Here is a 21,942-nt window from a genome sequence, read left to right on the forward strand (position 1 = left end):
AGGGGTCGCGAGAGCCGCGTTACTGGGTCGGGAGGCCTTCGAGTCGGTCCTTGATCTCGTCGGGAATGTACGAGAGCTCCCAGTTCAGGCGGGCTTCGATCTCTCGCTTTCCCCGATCGGTGAGGATGTACTTGTTCGTCCTGAGGTCGTGTTTCCCCTTCTTGACGAGCCCCTTGTTCACGAGCGTGTCGAGATTCGGGTAGAGTCGCCCGTGACGGATCTCCGTCCCGTAGTAGCGTTCGAGTTCGTCGTTCACGTCGAGCCCCTTCGGTTCGTCGAGGCCGGCGACGACCAGTAGTAGGTCTCGCTGGAATCCGGTTAGATCGTGCATGCGTTCACCTCTTCTACACCCTCTGAGAGCGAGACGTATATAATGAGAAGACGGTTCACCAAATTACACCTTCCCTAGGGGTACGGTGAAAAGATCGGGTAGGCGTATACGTTTTCCACCGACCTCCTCGAATCCGGCCGGAGCCGGACGAGGCGGCCGACTCGGCCGGGAGCCGGTATTTCCAACTCGACTGGCCTTTCGAAGGAGAGCACCTTAACGGGCGGATAACGCCCGCGCGCACGAGAGTTGTCTGACGCACGGAGCGTCGCGAATCGGTCGCCGTTCTTAGACGTCGACCGCCGGCTCCCCTCGCGCGGTGATGTCGTCCTGTTCGGCCGGGAGCGCGACCGAGACGGTCGTCCCGGAGCCGGGTTCGGAGTCGATCGTAATCGACCCGCCGTGTCGGGTCGCGATCTTCTCGCAGATCGAGAGCCCGATTCCCGTACTCGACGAGCCGGCACCGGTGGTGAATATCTCGAAGACCTCCTCGAGGCGTTCCGCTTCGATCCCGATGCCGTTGTCGCTCACTTCGATCACGTGGGTGTCGCCATCCCGCCGCGCAGAGACGTGGATCCTGGGCGGCTCCTCCCCGGCGTACTTGATCGCGTTGCTCACGAGGTTCTGAAAGAGCTGTGTGAGCTGATCGCGGTCGCCCTCGACGGTCGGGAGCGAATCGACGGTGAGTTCGGCGTCGCTCTCCTCGATCACGACCGTCAAATCCGTCTCGACGCGCTCGAACACCTCCTCGCAGTCGACTGGATCGAACCGGAGCTCGTGGGTGTCGATCCGCGAGTACGAGAGCAGGTCGTCGATCATCCGCTGCATCCGTTCCGCACCGTCGACGGCGTAGCCGATGAACTCGTCGGCGTCCTCGTCCAGTTCGTCGCCGTAGCGCCGTTCGAGCAGGTCGAGGTAGCTCCTGATCATCCTGAGCGGCTCCTTTAGGTCGTGCGAGGCGACGTAGGCGAACCGTTCGAGCTCCTCGTTCGACCGTTCGAGCTCGTCGATCACGGTTTCGAGTTCGCGCTCGGCGCGGAGCCGTTCGGAGATGTCGCGTCCGATCCCGCAGATGTAGACCGACTCGTCCTCGGAGTCGACGTTCGCTCCGCCGGAGCCCTCATCTATCGTCCCCGCGGCCGCCCGTCCCAGAACCGATCCGGTGAACTCGTAGGGGATCTCCTCGCCCGCTTTCGTGACGAGCGTCGCCTCGATCGTTGCGGTCTCGCCGGTCGCGACGATCTCGGCCATCGTTTCGACCACCTTCTCCACGTCCTCCCCGTCGACGAACTCCGCGGGATGCATGTGGGCGATCTCCTGATCGTCGTAGCCGGTGACCTCCGTGAACCGACTGTTCCACCGGAGGACGGTCCCGTCGACGCCGAAGACGTAGAAGAGGTCCTGTTGTGCGTCGAGGGCGTCCTCGGTGAACGCCTGCTCCTCGCGCAGGGCCTCCTCCATCCGTTTCCTGTCCGTCATGTCCCGGGTGATCGAGGCGAAGCCGATCAGCTCCCCGCCCTCCTCGATCGTGGTGAGGAGCGCGTTCGCCCAGTACCGCGAGCCGTCTGCGCGCACCCGCCAGCCACGGTCCTCCGAGGAACCGTTCGTGACTGCCTCCGCGAGCAGCCGATCGGGGTGGCCCCGGTCTCTGTCCTCCCGGGTGTAGAACGTCGAGACGTGCTCTCCGATCACCTCGCGTTCCTCGTAGCCGGTGATCTCCATAGCCCCCTGGTTCCAGCTGACCACCCGGCCGCGGGTGTCGAGGACGTAGATCGCGTACTCCTCGATCCGCGAAATCAGCGACCGGAGCTTCTCGCGCTCGTAGTCGAGGCGACGTTCGGTCTCGATCAGGTCGGAGATGTCCGCCACGTAGCCGTCGATGTACCGGACCGACCCGTCGGGCTCCTCGACGCCCTGACCCTGCTCTCTCACCCACTTCACGTCCTCACTCTCGGTGACGAGCCGGTAGGTGAGCCTGTACTGCTCTCCGTTCCGAACCGCGGACTCGATCTCCTCTCTGACCATCTCGCGGTCGTCGGGGTGGATCAGGTCGCCGAGCCAGGTCACCGCGCCGGATTCGAGCGTCTCGTAGGGGTGTCCGGTGAGGTCGAGACAGCCCTCGCTCGCGAACTCGATCGGCATCTCCGGCTCGTTGCGGTAGCGGTGAGCGATCCCCGGGAGGTTCCTGACCAGGTTCGTGAGCGCCTGTTCGCGCTCGCGCAGCACGTGTTCGGACCGTCGACGCCCCGAGACGTCCCGGCCTACCCCGCAGATGTACCGTGTCGAGTCGTCGCTCTCCGCGATCGAGCCGGTGAACTCGTAGTCGATGGCCGCGCCGTCGCTCGTCAGCAGCCGGGCCTCGACTGTCACCTCTCCCTCCTCGACGAGCGCCTCGACCGCCCGCTCGACCCGCTCTCTGTCCTCCTCGACGAAGAACTCGAACGGCGAGAGCGCCCCGATCTCCTCGTCGGTGTAGCCGGTTACCTCCGGGAGCCGGTCGTTCCAGTGGACGAGTTTCCCGTCCGTATCGGTGACGAAGAAGACGTCGGGGAGCCGGTCGAGGACGCCCCTCGTGAACTCGAGCGGCGGGACGAACGCGCTCCGCTTGCCGTCGACGTCGTCTCCTCCCTCGAGTGATTCCACGACCTCGCCGAGGTCGTCCGGTGAGCAGACGTCATCGGCCCGCTTCTCGGCCCGGTCGGTCTCGGCCACGAGGACGATCGGAACCCCGGGAAACCGCGTTCGAAGCCGTCCGAGCGCTCCCGGTCGCTCCGCGAGCGCCTCCTCACAGACGATCCCGCGACACTCCACCCCGGAGGACCACCGGATCGCGTCGTCGACGGTTGCCGCGATACAGATGGCGGCCGTCGTCGTGAGAAGCTCCGGTACGTGCGAGCGGTCGGGTCCGATGTAGAGGAGATCGTTCGTCATGGGTTCGAGGCCGCAGTCGGTGTCGTCGGTGGTGTTTCGAGCACCCCGTAATAATTCTTCTGCAACCCTTGATTATCGGAATAAACGGTGATTAATGCGATATTATCGACGGTTCTCACGGGACGATATTCGACGAATATCCGCCCGAAACAGTTGCTTACGGGACGTGGGGGCGGTGGCACGCTTACTCGCCGGTAACGCCGATCGCTCACCCACCTGTTACATCAGGAATATATGCGTCGCGGGATCACCCAGGTTTAGAGGCAGATTAATACGTTATGAAGCCCGATACACGACAGGGTCGGACCGAACCGATGGGCGGTCCGACTACGACCATGAGCAACCCAGACACCCCGGCGAGCACGCCGACGGAGCAGACGTCGGTGCCCGAGTCGCTCCCCTCCCGGATGGCCGAGGAGCTCTGTGCTGGGTTCGTCCTCCACGACCAGCGCGATCGAGACGGCGCCATCGAGGCGTTCTTCGCCGTCGATCGTCTCCAGTTCCCACATCTCTCCGAGGAGGACGCACGTGAGGCGGCCACCGCCTACGTCGACTCGCTCTGGGGGAAAGACGAGGTCGAAGCCCCCCACATCGACGGCAGGGAGGTCGTCGACGCCGAGGGGCTCGCGGACGCCGACTGGGAGCCGGTCGAACGGCCGCTCCGACGACGGGCCGAGATCGTCGGCATGTCCGAGGAGTACGCCCGGCTCACGACGCTCGCCTGGAAGCGACACAAGGTCGGCGGCGACTACTGGACGCCCACCCTACAGGCCCAGCGAATCGAGATCGACGCCGCGCTTGGCGGTTCCGGCCACCCCGAGAAGAACGGCTTCGGGGACGACGGCTGTGGCCACATCGCCGCGCGGTATCTCGTCGGCGTCGAGCTCCACGACATGCACACCGAGCGCCACTGGAACCAGGCGATCGACGTGATGTCGGGGTACTTCGACGAGATCCTCCGGTCGAGGCGCTGATGGGATCGCTCACGCTCCCCGAACGCGTCGCCGCCGCGCGCGCGCTCCTCGAGACGGGCGCCCACGAGTACGACGGGCTCTCGGCCGAGGAGCTCGCGTACATCCAAGAGGCGATCGAGTTCCTCTCCCGCGTGGAGGGCTCCTTTCGAAAAGGGGGGAGGACGCATGAGTGAAGGGCAATCGGAACAGCAGCAAGCCGTCGAGGACTGGCCGACGTTCGCGCTTCGGTACACGTTCAACCCGAGTGGGATCGGGATCAGATGCGGCTTCGAACCGGACGAGGTCGTGGTCTTCGACGCGACGCGCGGCGACTTAGAAGAGAGCTGGCTCTCCGCGACGCGGGGCTCGTACGTCCCCGTCGAAGAGACGAGATAAGCAGTATCGGGCTCGACCCCTGTGGCAGATTCTCCGCGAATTTCCGACCGCGACGAGCCGTGTTCGCGACACGCCGGCGCGGTCTTCGTGGGTGTAGAAACCGGCGGAGGTGCCGGGACTGGGATTCGGACGTCTCGAGGCGGCCCAGGTCGCTCCCCTGGCTGCGACTCGCCTGCTCGAATCCTGTCGTTCGGGAACCGTGTGCCGCGAGAGCGCGGCACACTGTACGCCGGGACTGGGATTCGAACCCAGAATCCCATACGGGAACACGCTTTCCAGGCGTGCGCTTTACCATTCGGCCATCCCGGCTCGCAGTCGTGCTAGTCGGGAGGCGGAGTTAAGTGTGTTCCTTCGGCGAACGGTGGAGCTAAACGAGGGCGGGGAGTACGGGAGGCGATGGCATCACTGAGCGCGGAGGACGAGGGGAAGGTCCTCGTCGATTCGGAGGGGAAGACGATCGGTATCGTGACCTCGGTCGAGGAGAACACGGCGTACGTCGACCCCGACGCGGGGATCACCGACGCCGTGCTCTCGGCGCTCGGACGGGGTACGTCCGACGAGGGGGCGATCGTCGTCGAGGGCGACCTCGTCGAGACGGTGACCGACGCCGAACTGCGCCTCGGGTCGACCGTCTAGAGGTAGCCGTCGACGAGGTAGGTCACCCCGGTCGCGGATACCGCGACGACCGCCGCCACGCCGACCCGGAGTTCGACGCTCACCGGGGACCCGGTGACGAGTCCGTACCCGCCGGTCAGGACGAGAAAGGTGAGCAGCGCGATCACTCCCCAGAGCATGCTCGCCTTCAGCCGCGGCTCCATCTACTCCAGGCTAGCGATCGCTTCGATCTCGACGCCGGCACCCTTCGGGAGCGCCCCGACTTCGATCGCGCTCCGCGCCGGCGGCTCGTCGTCGAAGAACTCGCTGTAGACCTCGTTCATCTCCTCGAAGTCCCCGATGTCAGCGAGGAAGACGGTCATCTTCAGGACGTCGCCCATCTCGAGCTCCTCGGCCGCGAGGATCGCCTGTACGTTCTCTAGGGACTGTCTCGTCTGATCACCGATCGACTCCTCGTCCAGCAGCTCGCCGTCCGGCGTGAGCGGGATCTGGCCCGCGGTGAACAACAGGTCGCCGTTCGTCGTCGCCTGGCTGTACGCCCCGACCGCCGACGGTGCTTCGTCCGTGCTGATGACGCGCTTCATACGTCCATCTCGAACGGGGGCCTCCTAAACGTTTTCAGGACCACTCAGACCAGCAGGTCGACCTCGTACTCGTGGCCTCTGAGCGCGGCGACGAGTTCGTCGACGTGCTCCGGTCCTCTGGTCTCTACGTCGATGACCACCTCGGCGGCGTTCATGCCGATGTCCCTCGACGTTCGGTCGTGCTGGATTCCGTAGATGTTCGCGTTGTGCGCGGCGATCACGTCGATCAGATCTTGGAGCGCCCCGGGTCTGTCCCTGAGCACCGTCCGGAACTTCAGGTACCGCCCCGTCTCGACGAGGCCCCGCATGATCACCGTCGTGAGCACGTTCATGTCGATGTTCCCGCCACAGAGCGCCGGGACGATGGTCTCACCCTCTTCGTAGGCGAACCGCTCGGCGAGGATCGCTGCGAGTGGGACCGCTCCCGCACCCTCCACGAGCGTCTTCCCGCGTTCGAGCAGCGTCGTGATCGCGAGCGCGATCTCCGGATCGGAGACGGTGACGACCTCGTCGACCCTCTCCCGGATGTGCTCGAACGCCAGGTCGCCAACCCGACGCGTGGCGATGCCGTCCGCGATCGTGTCGACCGCCTCGCGCTCGTAGACCTCCCCTCTTTCGAGCGACTCGACCACGCTCGACGCGCCCTCGGCCTGGACGCCGATCACCCTGATCTCGGGGTCGAGGCCCTTCACCGCGGTCGCGACGCCGCTGATCAGGCCGCCGCCGCCGATTCCCACGACGACCGTTTCGACCTCCGGACAGTCCTCGACGATCTCCAATCCGATCGTCCCCTGGCCGGCCATCACCAGCTCGTCGTCGAAGGCGTGGACGTAGAGTCGACCCTCATCGCGCTCGATCTCGTGGGCGTGGTCGGCAGCCTCGTCGTAGTCCTCGCCGTGGAGGACGACCTCCGCACCGTACTCGCGGGTCGCGTTCACCTTCGAGATGGGGGCGTGTTCCGGCATGACGATCGTCGAGTCGACGCCGATGCGCGTCGCCGCGAGCGCGACCCCCTGTGCGTGGTTGCCCGCGCTCGCGGTGACGACGCCGGCCTCTCTCTCCGTCGCGGAGAGCGCCGCGATCCGGTTGGTCGCTCCCCGGAGTTTGAACGAACCGGTCCGCTGGAACGTCTCGAGCTTCGGGTGGACTGCAGCGCCGGTCATTCGCGAGAGCGCATAGGAGTACTCTTGGGGCGTCCGTCGGGTGGTCTCGGCCACCCGGTCCCGTGCCTCGTAGACCGCGTCGAGATCGAGCATGCTCCGGCTATGCGAGGCCCGTTGTTAACGATTGATATGCCAGGCTGCGCGGCCGGACCGCACCGCCGTTCTTCTACCGGTTGAAAGAAAGAGAAGGCGATCGAACCGTGTGGATGGGGTGCACAACGTGTGACGTGCGGGTGGAAGACTGGCCGGCAGGTACATAAACACCGCGCAAGCGGGCCGGAAGTGAAAACGATAGACGAAGGCGCCATACACTCCGGGTCAGACACCCGTCGTGCGACCGTCATCCTCGTCTGCTGAGACGAACCTCGCGTTCGACGTACTCCCGAACCCGTTCCTCGAACGGGCCCTCACCCGGCCACCGTACGCTCCCCGCGATCCCGAGTCGATCGGGCCGGCCCACGTAGAGTGCCACGTCTTCGGTGGGGAGTTCGACTCGGACGTAAAGACCGCCCGCAACGCCCTCGTACGCGTCGAGGCGGTCGATCTCGGGCGTCTGGAGGATCCGCCCGCCGACCGAGTCACCGGGAGCCAGCGTCGGGTACCGCCCCTCCACGCGTCGAAGCCCGCGGAGCCGTGCGTCGGAGCCGAACGACCAGGTATCGAGGAGCGTGTCGACGCGATCCGGATCGGTGAGCGTGCCGTAGACGAAGACCTCCATACGGAACCGAGTCCCCGCACGTGTTTTCCGTTTTCGGAGGGATCGACGGTGGGCCACCAGATCTCCCTCGGGCCTCGGGAGCCGAGGGCCGCCCGCAACGAAGTGGCCCGGGCCAGCGCTCTCACCGAACGATCGTCACGGGGACCGGCGACCTCCGTGTCACAGTCTCGGCGACGCTCCCGAGGAGGACACGTGAGACGCCGGATCGACCGTGGCTCCCGATCACGATCTGATCGATGTCGGCCTCCTCGGCGTACCGCAGAATCCCCTTCGCGGGGTCGCCCCGGGCCATCTCGGTCCTCACGGTGGCGTCGGATCGAGCCGCGATCCCCTCGAGCTCCTCGAGCAGACGCTCTGCTTCCTCCCGGCGGTTCTCGAGCAGTCGGTCGTCCCAGACGACCGGCTCGGAAACGTAGATCGCGTCGATCGGATCGAGGACGTGCAGGAGAACGATCTCCTCGTCGGTGCGCTCCTCCAGGACGAACTCGAGCGCCTGTCGTGCGAGGTTCGAATCGTCGACCGGCACGAGGACGGTTCGTGTCATGGACGACGCTACACCCCAGATACCCAAATATGTACTTGAGACTGTAGCTAGACGTTCGGACGACCCGTCGCTCTCCCGTTTTCGATCCCGTGCGTACGCCCCGGGCGGCCTCGCTCGACGAATCGCGGTGCCCCGTGGCTACCGTCGAGGAGCCTTGTTCCGAGAACGGGGAGCGTTCGCCTTACTACCCGGTGCCCTCGTCGTCGATTCCACCCGGCGATCCGTCGCGAGCGAAGTGTTTTCGGTCGGCTGGTGTGATCGACGAACGGTGACGAAGCGTACGTACGACGGGCTGATTCGCGGGCTCGCCAGGGTCTATTCACGGTCGTTCGACGGTCGGTTCGGATTCTTCGTCCTCGCCGGCGCTCCGACGGTCCTCTTCGTCCTCGCCGTCCTCGGCTCGATGCTGGTGGACGAGTCGGTGCCCGTGGCAGTCGTACTGGTTGCCCTCTCGGCGGCGATGCTGCGTGGACTCCGGATCGAGTGGGATCGGCTGCTGGCCGACCCCGACCCCGACGTCTCGAGCGTCCCGCAGGGGGTCCGGAGCGTCGTCGCGGTCGTCGCCGGTGCCGTGGTGACGCTCGCGGTCACCGCCGAGTTCGGGCTCTCGCCGATCGTCGCCGCCGGACTGACGGCCGTCCTCGGGGGACTCGTCGACAGCGAGGACGCCGTTGCCATCTACTGCGGCGCGTTCGTCGGGATGACGTCGCCGGATCTGTTCACGACCTACTCGCAGGCGCTGCTCGCCGGGTTCCTCGCCGGCGGCGTGTTCGCGCTCTGCCGACCGGCGTACGACGGCGTCGGCGGCAAACTCGGAACGACAGCGTTCGTCGCCGCGACCGCGGTCGTCGCCCTCACCGCGGCCGAGTTCCACAGCGACCCGCTCCCGGGCGCCGGGACGAGCGCGCTCGTCGTCTCCTACTCGATCCTCGGGGCCGTCGTGACGTACGTGCTGAGCGTGCGGCGCGGGTGGGGCCCGGTCCTCGCGTCGGGCACCGTCGGTGTCGTCGGTGGGGTGACGATGCCGGTGCTCCACCCCGTAACCGGGTGGATGCTCGCCGCAGCGGTCTTCTGTGCCTCGTTCGTCGGTATGGCGTCGGAGGAACGGCTCCCCGGCGTCGGTCGGATCGCACTCGCCGGTCTCGTCGCCGGTCTCGTGTTCGTCTACACGACGCCGTACCTGGGGGGCTCGGGCGGGAAACTCGGCACGATCGCGTTCGGCTCGTGTCTGGCGGTGGTCGGACTTGATACGTGGTTACTCGGGCGACGATCGAGGTACGACGGGGCAGGTACTCACTGACCAAGGTCGGGTCGGACGCAGGGTCGTCCGGACAGTCGACCGACGACACGGACTCCGGAAGTCCGATACTGTCTGGCTGCCCGCCTACCCGTGCGGTCGTCTCGAAACCGACGGACAGGTATCGGTCACCTGACAACGGTCACCGGTACTGGCGAGCGTCGGACGACTCGCTCGGCGACGCTCCCGAGCAGGATCCGACTCGCACCGGTCCGGCCGTGACTTCCGATGACGACGTGGTTGACGTCGTTGTCGACGGTGTAGTCGATGATCTCCCGGGAGACGGAACCGAGAATCGAGTCGGTTTCAATCTCGACGCCCGCGTCCGCGGCCCGCTCTCGAGCGGCTTCGAGGACTTCGTCCCCTCGCCCCTGGTGTACTTCACGCATCTGTTCGTAGTTCGACATCGCGGCGCCCTCGATCCCTGCCGCCCCATAAAAGTCGCGGGGATCGATCACGTGCAGGGCCGTGATCCGTGCGTCGGGGTGTCCCTCTACGGCGAACTCGAGCGCCTTCATCGCCTGTTCCGACTCGTCGACCGGGACGAGAACGTGTTCGGTCATGTGTCCTCGAACGGAGCGCGAAGCGATAAATTCGGTGGCGGGTCTCAGATAACGGTACTCGGCGCGGGGTATTTACTGCGTCTCGAGTGGCAGGCGAGGGTCCACGCCCGATCTCGGTGCGCCGTCTCTCCGTGAGCGCCGTTGCGAGACGCTCGAACGGACGTACACACCCGGTATACGACCCCCGACGCCTACCGATCGGTATCGACGGAACGACGGTATGCCAGGACCCGGAGTTCGGCACGGGTCTTCCGGCCCGAGTAGCGACGTCGGGCGGCCCTAGACGACGTATCGATCCCCGAGTTCAGTATCGCTCGAAGTACCGGTCCTGGACCTTCACGAAGACGGCCATCAACAGCGTGAACACCAGGGCAGAGACACCGATCTGCGCCCAGTGGAGCAGCCCGAGCGGCTCGACGCCGAACAGCAACTGGCCGGCGTACGTGTAGAGGACGAGGAGCTGCATCGAAACGGTGAGGGCAACCGCAAGCACGAGCCACCTGTTCGACAGCAGACCGAGGCCGTAGCGGAACCGAATCGCCTGTATGCGGACGATCTCCATGACGACGAAGCCGGTGAAGACCATGGTCTGTGCGAGCTCCCGGCTCGGCTCGTACGGTGGCGTCCACCCCAGGGGTGTTCCCGTGAGATCCCAACCGGGTACGAGTCCACCGGTGAAGTTGATCGTGAACAGCGGGAGTAGACAGACCGTCATGAACAACGAGATGCCGACGATCGACGTGACGATCCGTTTCGTGATGACGCCTTCCCCCCGGGGTCGCGGCGGCCGGTCCAAGACGTCCTCGGCTGCGGGATCGACACCCAGCGAGAGCGCCGGGACGCCGTCGGTGACGACGTTGATCCACAGGATCTGGATCGGCGTGATGACGAGTCCGAAGCCGGCCATCGACCCCGTGAAAATCATCGTCACCTCGCCGCCGTTACCGGAGAGCAGGTAGTTGACGAACTTCCGGACGTTGTCGAAGATCCGCCGGCCGCCGTGGACGGCGTCGCGGATCGTCGCGAAGTTGTCGTCGAGCAGGACGATGTCGGAGGCCTGTTCGGTGACGTCCGTCCCGCGGATCCCCATCGCGATCCCGACGTCGGCGTTCTTCACCGCCGGCGCGTCGTTGACCCCGTCGCCCGTCATCGCCACCGTGTGTCCCTTCGAATGGAGCGTCCGGAGGATCCGGGTCTTGTGCTCGGGCGTGGTGCGCGCGAAGACGTCGACCTCCTCGAGAAGGTCCGCGAGCTCCTCGTCCGTCGTCCCGTCGAGTTCGGGCCCCGTCACGACCCGCGGCGAGTCGATACCGATCTTCCGACCGATCGCGCGCGCGGTGACGGCGTTGTCCCCCGTGATCATCACGACGTCGATGCCGGCGTTCTGACACGCCTCGATCGCGCCCGGGACCTCCGGACGGGGTGGATCGAACATCCCCTGCAACCCCAGGAACACCAGCTCTGACTCGAGCTCCTCGCTCGCCTCGGCGGGCGGGCCGGGCCGGTACGCGAAGCCCATCACCCGGAGGGCGTCCTCGGCGAACGACTCGATCCGGGCCTTGATCTCCTCGCGACGCTCGTCGGTGAGTTCGACGACCGCCCCGTCGACGAGTTCGCGATCACAGCGCTCGAGGACGGTTTCGGGAGCGCCCTTCGTGTACGCGACCCGGCCCCCGTCGGGCGTCTCGTGGAGCGTGGTCATCCGCTTTCGGGTGGAGGTGAAGTCGACCTCGCCAAGGCGCGGGAACCGTTCGTCGAGGTCGCCGCGGTCGAAGCCTGCCTTCCGGGCGGCGACGAACAGCGCGATCTCGGTCGGGTCGCCGAGGTAGGTCCGTTCGCCGTCCCGCGTCCCCACGTCGACGTTGTTACAGAGCATCCCACAGCGCAGCACTTCGACGACGCGCTCTCGCCCGATGGACTCTCCGTCGACGAGGAACTCGCCCTCGGTGTCGTAGCCGGTGCCGGTGACGTCGACCGTCTCCCGGCCCGCGACGATCCGGGTCACGGTCATCTCCTCCTCGGTGAGCGTGCCCGTCTTGTCCGTACAGATCACGTCCACGGAGCCGAGCGCCTCGACGATCGGCAGCCGGCGAACGAGTGCGTTCTTCTCGGCCATCCGCCGGGCGCCCAGGGCGAGCGAGAGCGTGACGACCGCGGGGAGGCCTTCGGGAACCGCCGAGACGGCGACGCCGACCGCCGTCAGGAAGACCGTGAGCGGCTCCGTATCGCCGATCGCCAGCTCGACGACCGCGATCAGGGTGACGATGACGACGACCCCGGCGGCGATGATTCGGCCGAGTCGGTCCATCTCGGCCTGAAACGGCGTCTGGCGCTCTTCTGCATCCTCCAGCGCCGTCGCGATCCGACCGATCTCGGTCCGCGAGCCGGTCCCGACGACGACGACCCGCGCCGAACCCCGCTCGACGACGGTGTCCTTGTAGACCATGTTCCGCCGGTCGGCGAGCGCGCTCTCGGCGTCGACCACCCCCGCCTCCTTCGAGACACCGACGCTCTCGCCGGTCAGAGCGGACTCGTCGACGCTCAGGTTCGACTCCTCGACGACGCGTGCGTCCGCCGGTACGATGTCGCCGGATTCGACGAAGAGCACGTCGCCCGGGACGACGGTCCGGGCGTCGATCTCGGACTTCTCCCCGCCGCGTCGGGCGAGCGCGTGGGTCGTCGACAGTTCGCTCAGCGCCGCGATGCTCTGTTCGGCCCGGTAGTCCTGTACGAACCCGAACAGTGTGATGAAGACGACGACCCCGAGGATGACGCCCGCGTCGAGCGTGTGTCCGACGAGCGCCATCACGGCCGCCGCGACGATCAGTACCCAGATCAGCGCGGAGCTGTACTGCTCCGCGAGGATGCGCAACGGCGAGATCCCCTCCTCGGTTTCGACCTTGTTCGGTCCGAGCCGCTCGAGGCGGCGTCCGGCTTCCTCCGCGGTCAACCCCGTTTCGGACGTGTTGAGGGCGTCGTAGACGTCCGCTATCGGTCGTGTGTGCCAGGCATCGTCGATGGGAGTCTCGGGGCGACTCGCTGAACGGGCGTGCGACCCTGGAGGTGACACTGTATCGATATCACCGTCCCGGTGCGTCAATGTTCGGGAGTATCGCCGGCCGTCCCGAGTCAAATCCGGGTCGTCGGGTGGGACACACGGGGTTCGACCCGGACGGATGACAAGAGTTAGGACGATCGAGGCGACGGTTCAGGCGAGAACGGATGGACCCGAACACGGACTCCCCGGTGCTCTTGGTACCCGTCGCGAACGCGGAGACCGCCGACCGACTGAGACCGACTGATGGACACGGCGATCGACGTCGCGTCCGACCGATCGCTCGACGTGGTGGTCGTACACGTCGTCGAGGTTCCGGCACAGATGCCGCTGTCGGAGGGGACACGGCTCGTCGACGACGAGGACGAGGAGATCCTCAGGCACGCGGCGCGTGCCGCTCGGGAGGCGGACCTCTCGGTCGATCGGCGGATTCGACTGGCCAGGGACACGGCGACCGGGATCGTCGGCGCGGCCGAGGAGTACGGTGCGGAGACGGTCCTCATGGGCTGGCGGGGGCGTCCACCCCGTCGGGACGTCGTCCTGGGGAGCTACCTGGATCGGGTCATGAGAAACGCCCCCTGTGACGTGCTCGTCAAACGCATTCGAGGGCCGAGCGGTCCCGTCGACGCGATACTGGTTCCCGTGGCGCGTGGCGCTCACGGCGAACTCGCGCGGGAGAGCGCCGCGTCGATCGCCCGCCGAAACGACGCGAGCGTCTTCCTCCTCCACGTCCTGTCGACCGACGCGAGCGAGGCCGACCGGGAGCGCGCATGGGAGCTACTGCGCGAGGCACGCACGCCGTTCGACGGCGTCTCGGAGATCGACGAGGGGATCACCGAGAGCGATCACGTCGCCGGGGCGATCACCGACCGGACGCCGGAGTACGACCTCACCGTCCTCGGCGCGACCGAGGAGGGGTTGCTCCGCCGGAAGCTCCTCGGGACCGTCTCTGATGGCGTCGGTCGTCACGCCGAGAACACGGTCATCATCGCCCACCGCCCCCTCTCACGGACCTCCCGACTCGTGAGACTCGTTCGCTGAGGGTCGTGGGTCCCCTTCGCTGACGACCAACACCGGCAGGCCGGACCGCACGAGCGCCTCGGTCGTGCTGCCCAGCAGGATCGTCTTGAACGCCGACTTTCCCCGCGCGCCCACCACGACGAGATCGATCCCGTTCTCTCGGCCGTACTCGGCGATCGCCTCGGCGGGAACGCCCTCCTCGATCGAGGTAACGGAATCGACGCCCGCCGACTCGGCGGTGGCTTCGACTCCGGCGAGCGCCTCCCGGCCCTCTCGGCGGAGGTTCTCCCTGACCGTCTCGGGCTCGACGATGGCGTTGTCGTAGGCCGTTCGCGTCTCGACGACGTACAGGCAGTGGAGCGTCGCCCCGTACGTCGCCGCGAGGTCGACCGCATGCTCGGCCGCCGCGTGGGCGTCCTCGCTTCCGTCGATACCGACGAGAATCCGGTCGTACATCGTTCGCCCCTCGTGCTCGATCCACATAGCGTCGTGCCTCGAGCGCTCGAAGCCGGACGGAACTGACCACTCGATCGCCGCTCCGGCGATCGGTGGACGGGTCCGAACGGGCGCGGCATCGGCCGTGGGAGGTCACGCCCCCGGAACCCGATCCCGGGGCGCTCCCATCGACCAACCTATATTTAGGTCCGTGCGGTACCCCCCGTATGGGAGTCCTGATCGCGATCGACGACTCGGATCCGGCGAGAAAGGCCCTCGAACACGGCTTCAGTGTCCACCCGGGGGAGGATATCACCGTCCTGCACGTGCTGAACCCTCCTGAGTCGGCAACGTACGGCGAGGCACGAATGTACGTCGACTGGGAGGAGGTGATGGAGGACCGACGGGAGCGAGCCGAGGAACTGCTCGACGCGGCACGCGATCGTGCGGACGACCACGACGCCCCTGTCGTCACCGAAGTCGTGGTCGGCCGACCCGCGCGCGCGATCGTGGAGTACGCCGAAGAGCACGACGTCGACCACGTCGTGATCGGGAGCCACGGCCGGTCGGGCGTCTCGCGCGTGCTGCTCGGGAGCGTCGCCGAATCGGTGGTCCGACGCTCCCCGTGTCCGGTGACCGTCGTCCGCTGACTGGCGTGCCCGGAGACGCCGGGGTCGGTGGTGGTCCGCGGACTACCCGCCAGGAACCGGACGATCGTAGATCGTGGGCGGAAGAAAGCGACAGGACCGCCCGGGACGATGGACGACACGCCCGCCGAGCACGACCGAGCCGTCCGAATCGGGATCGACCCCGATCGGTGGCGTCGCGACCGTCGTTCGCCGGGTCCGGGAATAGCTTTTCATCCCTGCGAGGGGAACCACGCACGAGAACGGATGGCTCGATCAGGTAACTCGACGACAGGGCCCGGATGGAGCGCCGCTCCGATCAAGTCGGCGTTCTTCCTGCTGGCACTGACGCTCGCCGGAATCCACCTGTACCTCGGTCTCCTCGCGCCGTTCGTCCCCTCGCAGAGCGCGGTTCAGTTCGTCGTCATCGCGATAGCTCTCCTCGTCGGCCCGCTCGTCTCTCTCACGAGCTACTGGCGTCCGGTGCTCTACCTCCTCGGCTCGGCGCTCGCGGTCTATCTCGGCGTGATCTGGCTACTGGCGGGCATGGAGTACTTCGCGATCGGCGTCCTGACGGGTGTCGTGGCGACGGCGTTCGTCGTCCTCGGGGTCTACCTCTTCGTCCGCGAGTCGACCGCCACCACCGAGGCCTGACCGCGCCCCGGTAGCTCCGGTGAAGATCGCGGGTTCGCTGGCGGTGGACGGTCGCCGGACTCCGATCGAGACCGGCGTACGGACCGCCTGCCAACGCCGACGGGTTGCGGTAGACGGGCTCATAGACGACGCCGGTCGCGATGAGGATCTCCGTCGCGATGGCCCCCGCGACGATCCCGGCACGGGCGGTGAGCACCGTTTCGAGGCCGATGCCCGCGTCGCCCGTCGGACCGGCCGGTGCTGACCGTCGACTCCGCTCGGTGACCGACGCTATCCGCGGGGGCTGTCGTCGCCACGTCGGTGAACCACGTCACGAACGCGAGGACGGAACCTGGAGGGCGTTGGGACGCCGCTCGATATATCACTGCCCGGCCACTCCACGAGGATGATCGCACCCGTCGATCCGTTCGGTCGTCTCGGGACTACTCACAGGTGCTCTCTCACCCGACGACGATCACCGGTAGTGGCGAGCACCGGCCGACCCGCTCGGCGACGTCGTCAGAACACGACGCGTTCCGATCGGCTCGAAAACCCGTCGGGTTTCGAACGCTCTCCGGCAGGATACTGCCCGCATCGGTCCGGCCGTGGCTGCCGACGACGATGTGATCCACGTCGCTGACGACGGTGGAGTCGATGATCTCCCGCGAGACGGTTCCGAGAACGCGCTCGGTTTCGAGGTTCGATCGGTCTTCTCTCTAACGGCCGACGCCGAGATCGATCCCGTGACCGAACACGGCATTGAACGGACCAGAATCCCCGCGATTCCCATGCGGTCGGAATCGGAGCCGAAGTTTTGAGGACTGGCGCCGTAGCTCCGGCATGGATTCGGAGACGCACGCCGTGAACGCACGGGCGTTGGGCATGACCCTGGGAACCGTCTGGGCGATCGTCGTAGCGGTGCTGGTGCCCCTGTTACGGATCGGCTGGAGGGGCGAGTGGCGCGAGCTGCTGGCCAACGCCTACATCGGGTACGACGACACCGCCACTGGTACGCTCGTCGGAATGGTCTGGCCCTTCGTCGACGGTCTCGTTCTCGGCACCGCGCTCGGGCGGTCGTACGACCGGTTCGACGGTCGGTCCGTGGAGGGCCGGTGATGACGACCGAGGAGCTACGGGAGTACGGACTGGTCGAGATGTCCGAGGAGGAGATACGGAACTTCCTCACGAACCGGGGCTTCGGCGTGCTCGGGCTGCCCACCGACGGCGCACCTTACCTGCTCCCGATGTCGTTCGGCTTCGACGGGGAGTCGAGGCTCTACTTCTCGTACTTCGCGGGTGAGGGGAGCCGGAAGACGGCGCTGAGCGACGCCGCGGAGACGGCGAGCTTCCTCGTCCACGACGCCGACTCGGTGTTCCTCTGGGAGAGTGTCCTCCTGACCGGAACGCTCTCGGAGCTCGCCGCGGGCGACGCTCCACGGGACGCGCTCGAGAACGCGTGGTACCTGGACCTGTTCGAGCGGGCGGACACCGCGGGTCGGCTCCGGCTCTACGAGTTCCGGATCGACGAGCGGACCGGGTTCAAGTGTGTGGGGCTGCCGCCCGGACTCGAACGCGACCGCTCCGATCGGGAGTGAGCCGGCCCCGGTGCCGGTTCGCCACCGGTCGTACGGGTGCGTGCCACTCGACCGGCGCGAACGCGACGCCCCCGATCAGGCGACCCCCTCTACGCGCACCGATCCGACGTCGGGCAGGTCGTCGACGAGGACGACCGCCTGTCCCTCGATCACCGGCTCGTCGTCCCCGTCGACCACGTCGGTAGTGATCTGGTACCTGCAGTCTCCGAGCTCCTCGACCACCTCACAGACGGCCGTCATCCGGTCGCCGATCCCCACGGGGGCCAGGAAGGTGAGGCTCTGTGAGACGTAGATCGTCAGCCCCGGGAGGCGGGCGAGCGCGGCACTGATCAGCCCACCGACGAGCGTCCCGTGGGCGATCCGTCGGCCGAAGCGCGTGCCGCGGGCGTACTCCTCGTCGAGGTGGAGCCGGTTGGTGTCCCCGCTGGCGGCGGCGAACCGGCGAACGTCCTCCTCGTCGAGCGTCTTCGCGAACGCGACGCGGTCGCCGACGTTGATCCGGTCGTCGGCTAGCCCGACGCTCTCGACCTCCCAGTCGGCCTCCTCGTAGGCGACCTCCTGACGAACGCTGTAGCGGAACTCCTCGGGGCGTGGCCGTTCGAACTCCTGACGCTGGAGGACCTGCGGGAGGTGGTGGACGACGTCGTCGGTACTGACGAGGCCGACCGGTTCCTCCCCCTCCACGACGACGAGTCGAGCGATGCCGTGGTCGAACATCGAACGAACCGCGTCGCCGACCGAAACGTCGGCGTCGACGGTCACGACCTCGCTCGCCATGAACTCGTGGAGGCGACGGCCCTCCGGGTCGGACGTCTCCCCCAGCAGGCGGACGAAGTCGTCGCTCGTGACGATGCCGGCGACCCGTTCGTCGTCCACGACGACGAGCGAACCGATCGACTTCTCGCGACACCTCACCGCCGCCTCCGCCGCCGTGGCGTCGGCCGTGACGGTCTCGACCGGACTGCTCATCACGTCCGTCACCCGGATCGGAAACTCCATGTGAGTGAATCGGGACCGATCGACAAGAATCCACTCCGGTACGAGCGACCACACCGACGGCCAGTACCGCGGTCTAGAGCAGGACGACGAGCGCGACACCGACGATCGAGGTGGCGCCGAGCACGCCCGCGACGCTCTTTCCCACCCTCGCCGATCCCAGCGACCAGACGATGCCGACCTTGACGACCGTGTTCGTCACGAGGGCGAGGACGATTCCGGTCACGGCGACGGCTCCCTCGACGCTCCCCTCGAGCGCGAGCTTCCCCAGCGAGAGCGTTATCGCGTTCGCGTCGACCGTTCCGGAGAGCAACGCCGTCACGTAGACACCCGCCTCGCCGAACAGCGAGTTGAGCACGTCGACCCCGAGAAGGACCGCCGCGAAGAGGAGTCCGAAGACGAGCGCCGGTCGCACCCGAAACGGGTTGTCGAGGTCGACCGACGGCGCCCGATCCGCACGGATCCGGGCGAGGAGGGCGAGGGAGAGGAGCCCGCCGACGACCGTCATGCCGACCAGGGGAACCGCGAGCGGTGCGACGAGTCCCGGGTTGACGACCGCGATCAGGATCAGGACCCTGGGGAACATGGCGATCGAGGCGACCGCGGTCGCGAACGCACAGATCGGCGAGAGCTCCGGGGTGCGCCTCGCGTGGTCGGCCATCGCCATCGCCGTCGCGGTCGAGGAGACGAACCCGCCGAGCAGCCCCGTGAGCCCGATCCCCTTCGCCGGACCGAGGATCTTCGTGAGGACGTAGCCGAGGAAGGTGAGCCCCGAGACGAAGACGACCATCAGCCAGACGAACCGGGGGTTGAGCCCGAGCAGCACGTCCAGTTCCCGGTCGGGGAGCAGCGGGAGGACGACCAGGGCGATGATGAGGAACTTCAGGGCCGCTCTGAGCTCTTCCTGGCCGATGCGCCCGGCGAGGTCGTGCATCGGGTCCTTCACCGCGAGCATCGCCGCGGTGACGGTGCCGAGGACGACCGCCAGCGTGAGCCCCTCCTCCGAGTGGCCCGTCATCGCCCCGTAGACGAACGTGAGAACGGCCGCGACCGCCGTCGTCATTCCGACGTCACCCTCGAGCAGTATCTTGCCGACGTACGCGACGACGACCAGCACCAGGATCATCCCCAGTACGAGTGGGAGCAGCGACGGGAAGAACAGCTGCGTCAGTGCGCCGAGCAGCGCGATCAGTGGGAACGTCCGGACGCCCGCGAAGCTCCCGGCGGACTCGCTCTGCTGGCGCTCGAGGCCGATGAGGGCACCGACTCCGAGCGCGACGAAGAGCGCGACCGATCCCGCGGGCTCCATCGCCCGAACCCACGCCGTAACCGGGGAACTATGTACCGGTATAGAGCTCCCGATCCGGGACAGTCTCCGAGACCGGCGGACAGTATGGACCGTGCGGACGAGCGAGGGGACGCGGCCCGACCGACGGTTTTGTATCGACCACGCCCGAACCTCGGGTGATGGACGACCCGCTGTGGACCGAGCGACACGCGCCGACCCTGGAGGAGCTCCCACAGCCCGACGTGCGCCGGTACCTCGAGGGCGCGGCCGACGAGCCGATCAACCTCGTCCTCCACGGGCCCGCCGGCGTCGGAAAGACCGCGGCGGTACGCGCGCTCGCCCGCGACTCACACGACTCGATCGACGACCTCGTGATCATCAACGTCGCCGACTTCTTCGGCATGACGAAGAAACAGCTCTCCGAGGACCCCCGGTTCTCCTCGTTCATCACGCCGAAGCGCCGACGCGAGTCCTCGAAGGCGGCACTGATCAACCACGTCCTGAAGGAGTCGGCCGCCTACCCACCGGTCTCGGGTTCGTACAGGACGATCCTGCTGGACAACGCGGAGGCGATCAGGGAGGACTTCCAGCAGGCGCTCAGGCGGGTGATGGAGCGCCACCACGAGGCGACGCAGTTCGTCATCACGACGCGCCAGCCCTCGGCGCTCATCTCACCGATCACCTCCCGGTGTTTCCCGATCCCGGTTCGCGCGCCGTCGACCGCCGAGACCGTCACCGTCCTCGAACGGATCGTCGACCGCGAGGGCGTCGAGGCCGATCCCAACGGCCTGGAGTACGTCTCCGGCTACGCGGGCGGCGACCTCAGGGAGGCCATCCTCTCGGCACAGACCGTTGCGACGAAAGAGGGCGAGATCACGATGCAGGCCGCCTACGAGGTCCTCGGCGCCCTCGGTCCCGACGAGCGGGTCGAGAGGATGCTCGCGGCGGCCGAAGCGGGCGAGTTCTCCGACGCGAGGTCGACGCTCGACGACCTGCTGGTCGACGAGGGCTACGACGGCGGCGAAGTGCTGGAGGATCTGCTCGAGGTCGGTCGGAAGCGCTACGACGGCGAGCACCTGGTCGAACTACACCGCAGAGCCGGCGAGGCGGACTTCGACCTCGCCCGCGGGACGAGCGACCGGATCCACCTCTCGCACCTCCTGGCCGATCTCGGTGCGAACGGACCGTGAGCGGGGTCGGACGGTCGAACCGACCGGCCGGCGACGGGCTCGGGGCCACTCACCGTCATCGGTCTCGCCGATTGCGTACCGCCCACGGTCGGAGGATCGCGTAGACGGCCTCGTTCGCGGGGACCGCGACGTCGTTCTCTCGACCCCGTCGAACGACAGCCCCGTGGAGCGCCTCCAGCTCCACCGGCTTGTCGTGTGTCACGTCGTAGTGGAGCGAGGAGTACGAGTCGTCGTCGAGGTCGTCGGCGAACTCCATCCACCGGTCGACGGTCCCCTGGGGGAGGTCGACGCCCGTTGCCCGACCGACGCGACACACCTCTTCGACGATCCGTCGGTACATCTCCCACGACTCCTCGGTGTCCCGGATCCGACCCAGGGGGAGCCGTACCGCCGCGGTCATCCCGGCCTGCGCGCAGATGAAGGCGGCTTTCTCCCAGAGGACCGTCCGTATCGACCCCGAGAGCGTCGCGTCCATCCCGTCCGCGCGCTCACACCACTCGAGCAACCGCTCTCCCCGCTCGCTCCGCGTGCCGTCGAGCTCGCCGAAGGTGAACGTGGCTGGTCCACCCGTGTGCTCGATCACCCCGGGTTCGTGGATGGTCGAGAAGACGTACGCGACGCCGCCGACGACTCGATCGGAACCGATCGTGGCCGAGAGTCGCTCCTCGTTGTCGAGGCCGTTCTGGAGCGAGACGACGGCCGTCTCCTCCCGGAGCAGTGGCTCGAGTTCGGCGGCGACCTCGTCGGTGTCGTAGGACTTTACGGTGACCAGAACGACGTCGCAGGGTCCGATCGACGCGGGGTCGTCGGTCGCGGGCAGATCGACCTCGAAATCGCCCCGGACGCTCTCGACGCGGAGACCGTCCCGCCGGATCGCGTCGAGGTGCTCGCCGCGTGCCACGAGGTGGACGTCCGCTCCGGCCCGCGCGAGCCGGCCACCGAAGTAGCCACCGACCCCTCCGGCACCGTAGACGGCTATCTTCATGGACGGACGGGAGTCGTACGCTCTCGG

At 67.1% G+C, this 21,942-nt stretch carries 25 protein-coding genes and 1 tRNA gene; 12 read left to right on the plus strand and 14 right to left on the minus strand.

The features are described 5' to 3' along the window. Positions 1-19: 19 nt before the first annotated feature. Both V2L32_RS06140 and V2L32_RS06145 read right to left on the minus strand, forming a co-directional pair. Positions 20-331, minus strand: a complete 312-nt coding sequence (locus V2L32_RS06140) for a helix-turn-helix transcriptional regulator (RefSeq protein ID WP_331235597.1) — start codon at positions 329-331, stop codon at positions 20-22. A gap of 285 nt (positions 332-616) precedes the next feature. Further along, entirely contained in the window at positions 617-3,259 is a 2,643-nt protein-coding gene (locus V2L32_RS06145; RefSeq protein WP_331235598.1) for a PAS domain-containing sensor histidine kinase, read from the minus strand. Between the two features lie 335 nt (positions 3,260-3,594). Between V2L32_RS06145 and V2L32_RS06150 the strand changes: the two genes are divergently transcribed. Genes V2L32_RS06150 through V2L32_RS06160 form a run of 3 tightly spaced genes read left to right on the plus strand, consistent with a single transcriptional unit; the run spans position 3,595 to position 4,608 of the window. Further along, positions 3,595-4,233, plus strand: coding sequence for a hypothetical protein (locus V2L32_RS06150; RefSeq protein WP_331235599.1), 639 nt, complete (start codon positions 3,595-3,597; stop codon positions 4,231-4,233). After that, a complete protein-coding gene (locus V2L32_RS06155; protein WP_331235600.1) occupies positions 4,233-4,406 on the plus strand; it encodes a hypothetical protein in 174 nt (57 codons plus the stop codon). Before V2L32_RS06150 ends, V2L32_RS06155 begins: the two co-directional genes overlap by 1 nt. Beyond that, a complete protein-coding gene (locus V2L32_RS06160; protein WP_331235601.1) occupies positions 4,399-4,608 on the plus strand; it encodes a hypothetical protein in 210 nt (69 codons plus the stop codon). Before V2L32_RS06155 ends, V2L32_RS06160 begins: the two co-directional genes overlap by 8 nt. Before the next feature lie 227 nt (positions 4,609-4,835). Here the strand turns inward: V2L32_RS06160 and V2L32_RS06165 are convergent. Further along, positions 4,836-4,917 (minus strand) — tRNA-Ser (locus V2L32_RS06165). A gap of 87 nt (positions 4,918-5,004) precedes the next feature. Between V2L32_RS06165 and V2L32_RS06170 the strand changes: the two genes are divergently transcribed. Continuing rightward, the gene (locus V2L32_RS06170; RefSeq protein ID WP_331235602.1) at positions 5,005-5,244 is read left to right on the plus strand and encodes a hypothetical protein; all 240 of its coding nucleotides are present in this window, start codon (positions 5,005-5,007) and stop codon (positions 5,242-5,244) included. Here the strand turns inward: V2L32_RS06170 and V2L32_RS06175 are convergent. The 5 genes from V2L32_RS06175 to V2L32_RS06195 form a co-directional block, all read right to left on the minus strand. Beyond that, positions 5,241-5,426 (minus strand): hypothetical protein, encoded by a 186-nt coding sequence (locus V2L32_RS06175; RefSeq protein WP_331235603.1) that lies wholly within the window; start codon positions 5,424-5,426, stop codon positions 5,241-5,243. The genes V2L32_RS06170 and V2L32_RS06175 overlap by 4 nt on opposite strands. Then, the gene (locus V2L32_RS06180) at positions 5,427-5,807 is read right to left on the minus strand and encodes a RidA family protein (protein WP_331235604.1); all 381 of its coding nucleotides are present in this window, start codon (positions 5,805-5,807) and stop codon (positions 5,427-5,429) included. A 44-nt stretch (positions 5,808-5,851) separates the two neighbouring features. Continuing rightward, positions 5,852-7,063 (minus strand): threonine ammonia-lyase, encoded by a 1,212-nt coding sequence (ilvA, locus tag V2L32_RS06185; protein ID WP_331235605.1) that lies wholly within the window; start codon positions 7,061-7,063, stop codon positions 5,852-5,854. A gap of 247 nt (positions 7,064-7,310) precedes the next feature. After that, complete coding sequence (locus V2L32_RS06190) at positions 7,311-7,688, minus strand: gamma-glutamylcyclotransferase family protein (RefSeq protein ID WP_331235606.1); 378 nt, start codon at positions 7,686-7,688, stop codon at positions 7,311-7,313. Between the two features lie 121 nt (positions 7,689-7,809). Further along, positions 7,810-8,232 (minus strand): universal stress protein, encoded by a 423-nt coding sequence (locus tag V2L32_RS06195; RefSeq protein ID WP_331235607.1) that lies wholly within the window; start codon positions 8,230-8,232, stop codon positions 7,810-7,812. Between the two features lie 268 nt (positions 8,233-8,500). Between V2L32_RS06195 and V2L32_RS06200 the strand changes: the two genes are divergently transcribed. Beyond that, positions 8,501-9,532, plus strand: coding sequence for a hypothetical protein (locus V2L32_RS06200; RefSeq protein WP_331235608.1), 1,032 nt, complete (start codon positions 8,501-8,503; stop codon positions 9,530-9,532). Positions 9,533-9,657: 125 nt separating this feature from the next. On the opposite strand, the gene V2L32_RS06205 is transcribed toward V2L32_RS06200, so the two are convergent. Next, positions 9,658-10,092 (minus strand): universal stress protein, encoded by a 435-nt coding sequence (locus V2L32_RS06205; protein ID WP_331235609.1) that lies wholly within the window; start codon positions 10,090-10,092, stop codon positions 9,658-9,660. 304 nt (positions 10,093-10,396) lie between these two features. Next, the gene (locus V2L32_RS06210; RefSeq protein WP_409348429.1) at positions 10,397-13,111 is read right to left on the minus strand and encodes a cation-translocating P-type ATPase; all 2,715 of its coding nucleotides are present in this window, start codon (positions 13,109-13,111) and stop codon (positions 10,397-10,399) included. Between the two features lie 282 nt (positions 13,112-13,393). On the opposite strand from V2L32_RS06210, the gene V2L32_RS06215 reads away from it, so the two are divergent. Beyond that, the gene (locus V2L32_RS06215; RefSeq protein ID WP_331235611.1) at positions 13,394-14,188 is read left to right on the plus strand and encodes a universal stress protein; all 795 of its coding nucleotides are present in this window, start codon (positions 13,394-13,396) and stop codon (positions 14,186-14,188) included. Here the strand turns inward: V2L32_RS06215 and V2L32_RS06220 are convergent. Beyond that, entirely contained in the window at positions 14,153-14,650 is a 498-nt protein-coding gene (locus tag V2L32_RS06220) for a universal stress protein (RefSeq protein WP_331235612.1), read from the minus strand. The two genes, V2L32_RS06215 and V2L32_RS06220, sit on opposite strands and share 36 nt — an antisense overlap. 179 nt (positions 14,651-14,829) lie before the next feature. On the opposite strand from V2L32_RS06220, the gene V2L32_RS06225 reads away from it, so the two are divergent. From V2L32_RS06225 to V2L32_RS06245, 5 genes are all read left to right on the plus strand, one after another. Further along, the gene (locus tag V2L32_RS06225; protein WP_331235613.1) at positions 14,830-15,252 is read left to right on the plus strand and encodes a universal stress protein; all 423 of its coding nucleotides are present in this window, start codon (positions 14,830-14,832) and stop codon (positions 15,250-15,252) included. Between the two features lie 243 nt (positions 15,253-15,495). Further along, the gene (locus tag V2L32_RS06230) at positions 15,496-15,882 is read left to right on the plus strand and encodes a hypothetical protein (protein ID WP_331235614.1); all 387 of its coding nucleotides are present in this window, start codon (positions 15,496-15,498) and stop codon (positions 15,880-15,882) included. A gap of 584 nt (positions 15,883-16,466) precedes the next feature. Beyond that, positions 16,467-16,679 carry a hypothetical protein gene (locus tag V2L32_RS06235; RefSeq protein ID WP_331235615.1) on the plus strand — a complete coding sequence of 71 codons (213 nt, stop codon included), beginning with the start codon at positions 16,467-16,469 and terminating at the stop codon, positions 16,677-16,679. 22 nt (positions 16,680-16,701) lie between these two features. Next, complete coding sequence (locus V2L32_RS06240; protein WP_331235616.1) at positions 16,702-16,977, plus strand: bacteriophage holin; 276 nt, start codon at positions 16,702-16,704, stop codon at positions 16,975-16,977. Continuing rightward, positions 16,977-17,456, plus strand: a complete 480-nt coding sequence (locus V2L32_RS06245) for a pyridoxamine 5'-phosphate oxidase family protein (RefSeq protein ID WP_331235617.1) — start codon at positions 16,977-16,979, stop codon at positions 17,454-17,456. The genes V2L32_RS06240 and V2L32_RS06245 overlap by 1 nt, the downstream gene beginning before the upstream one ends. Before the next feature lie 75 nt (positions 17,457-17,531). Here V2L32_RS06245 and V2L32_RS06250 read toward each other — a convergent pair whose 3' ends face one another. Together V2L32_RS06250 and V2L32_RS06255 are read right to left on the minus strand one after the other, a co-directional pair. Continuing rightward, the gene (locus V2L32_RS06250; RefSeq protein WP_331235618.1) at positions 17,532-18,455 is read right to left on the minus strand and encodes a CBS domain-containing protein; all 924 of its coding nucleotides are present in this window, start codon (positions 18,453-18,455) and stop codon (positions 17,532-17,534) included. Between the two features lie 73 nt (positions 18,456-18,528). Further along, positions 18,529-19,761, minus strand: a complete 1,233-nt coding sequence (locus V2L32_RS06255; RefSeq protein ID WP_331235619.1) for an MgtC/SapB family protein — start codon at positions 19,759-19,761, stop codon at positions 18,529-18,531. Positions 19,762-19,919: 158 nt separating this feature from the next. On the opposite strand from V2L32_RS06255, the gene V2L32_RS06260 reads away from it, so the two are divergent. Further along, on the plus strand, positions 19,920-20,930 hold the full coding sequence (locus V2L32_RS06260; RefSeq protein ID WP_331235620.1) for an AAA family ATPase: 1,011 nt from the start codon (positions 19,920-19,922) through the stop codon (positions 20,928-20,930). A 55-nt stretch (positions 20,931-20,985) separates the two neighbouring features. On the opposite strand, the gene V2L32_RS06265 is transcribed toward V2L32_RS06260, so the two are convergent. Continuing rightward, positions 20,986-21,915, minus strand: a complete 930-nt coding sequence (locus V2L32_RS06265) for a 2-dehydropantoate 2-reductase (RefSeq protein WP_331235621.1) — start codon at positions 21,913-21,915, stop codon at positions 20,986-20,988. Positions 21,916-21,942 lie beyond the last annotated feature (27 nt).

The sequence above is a fragment of the Halalkalicoccus sp. CGA53 genome, assembly GCF_036429475.1.
GTDB classification, from domain to species: domain Archaea; phylum Halobacteriota; class Halobacteria; order Halobacteriales; family Halalkalicoccaceae; genus Natronorarus; species Natronorarus salvus.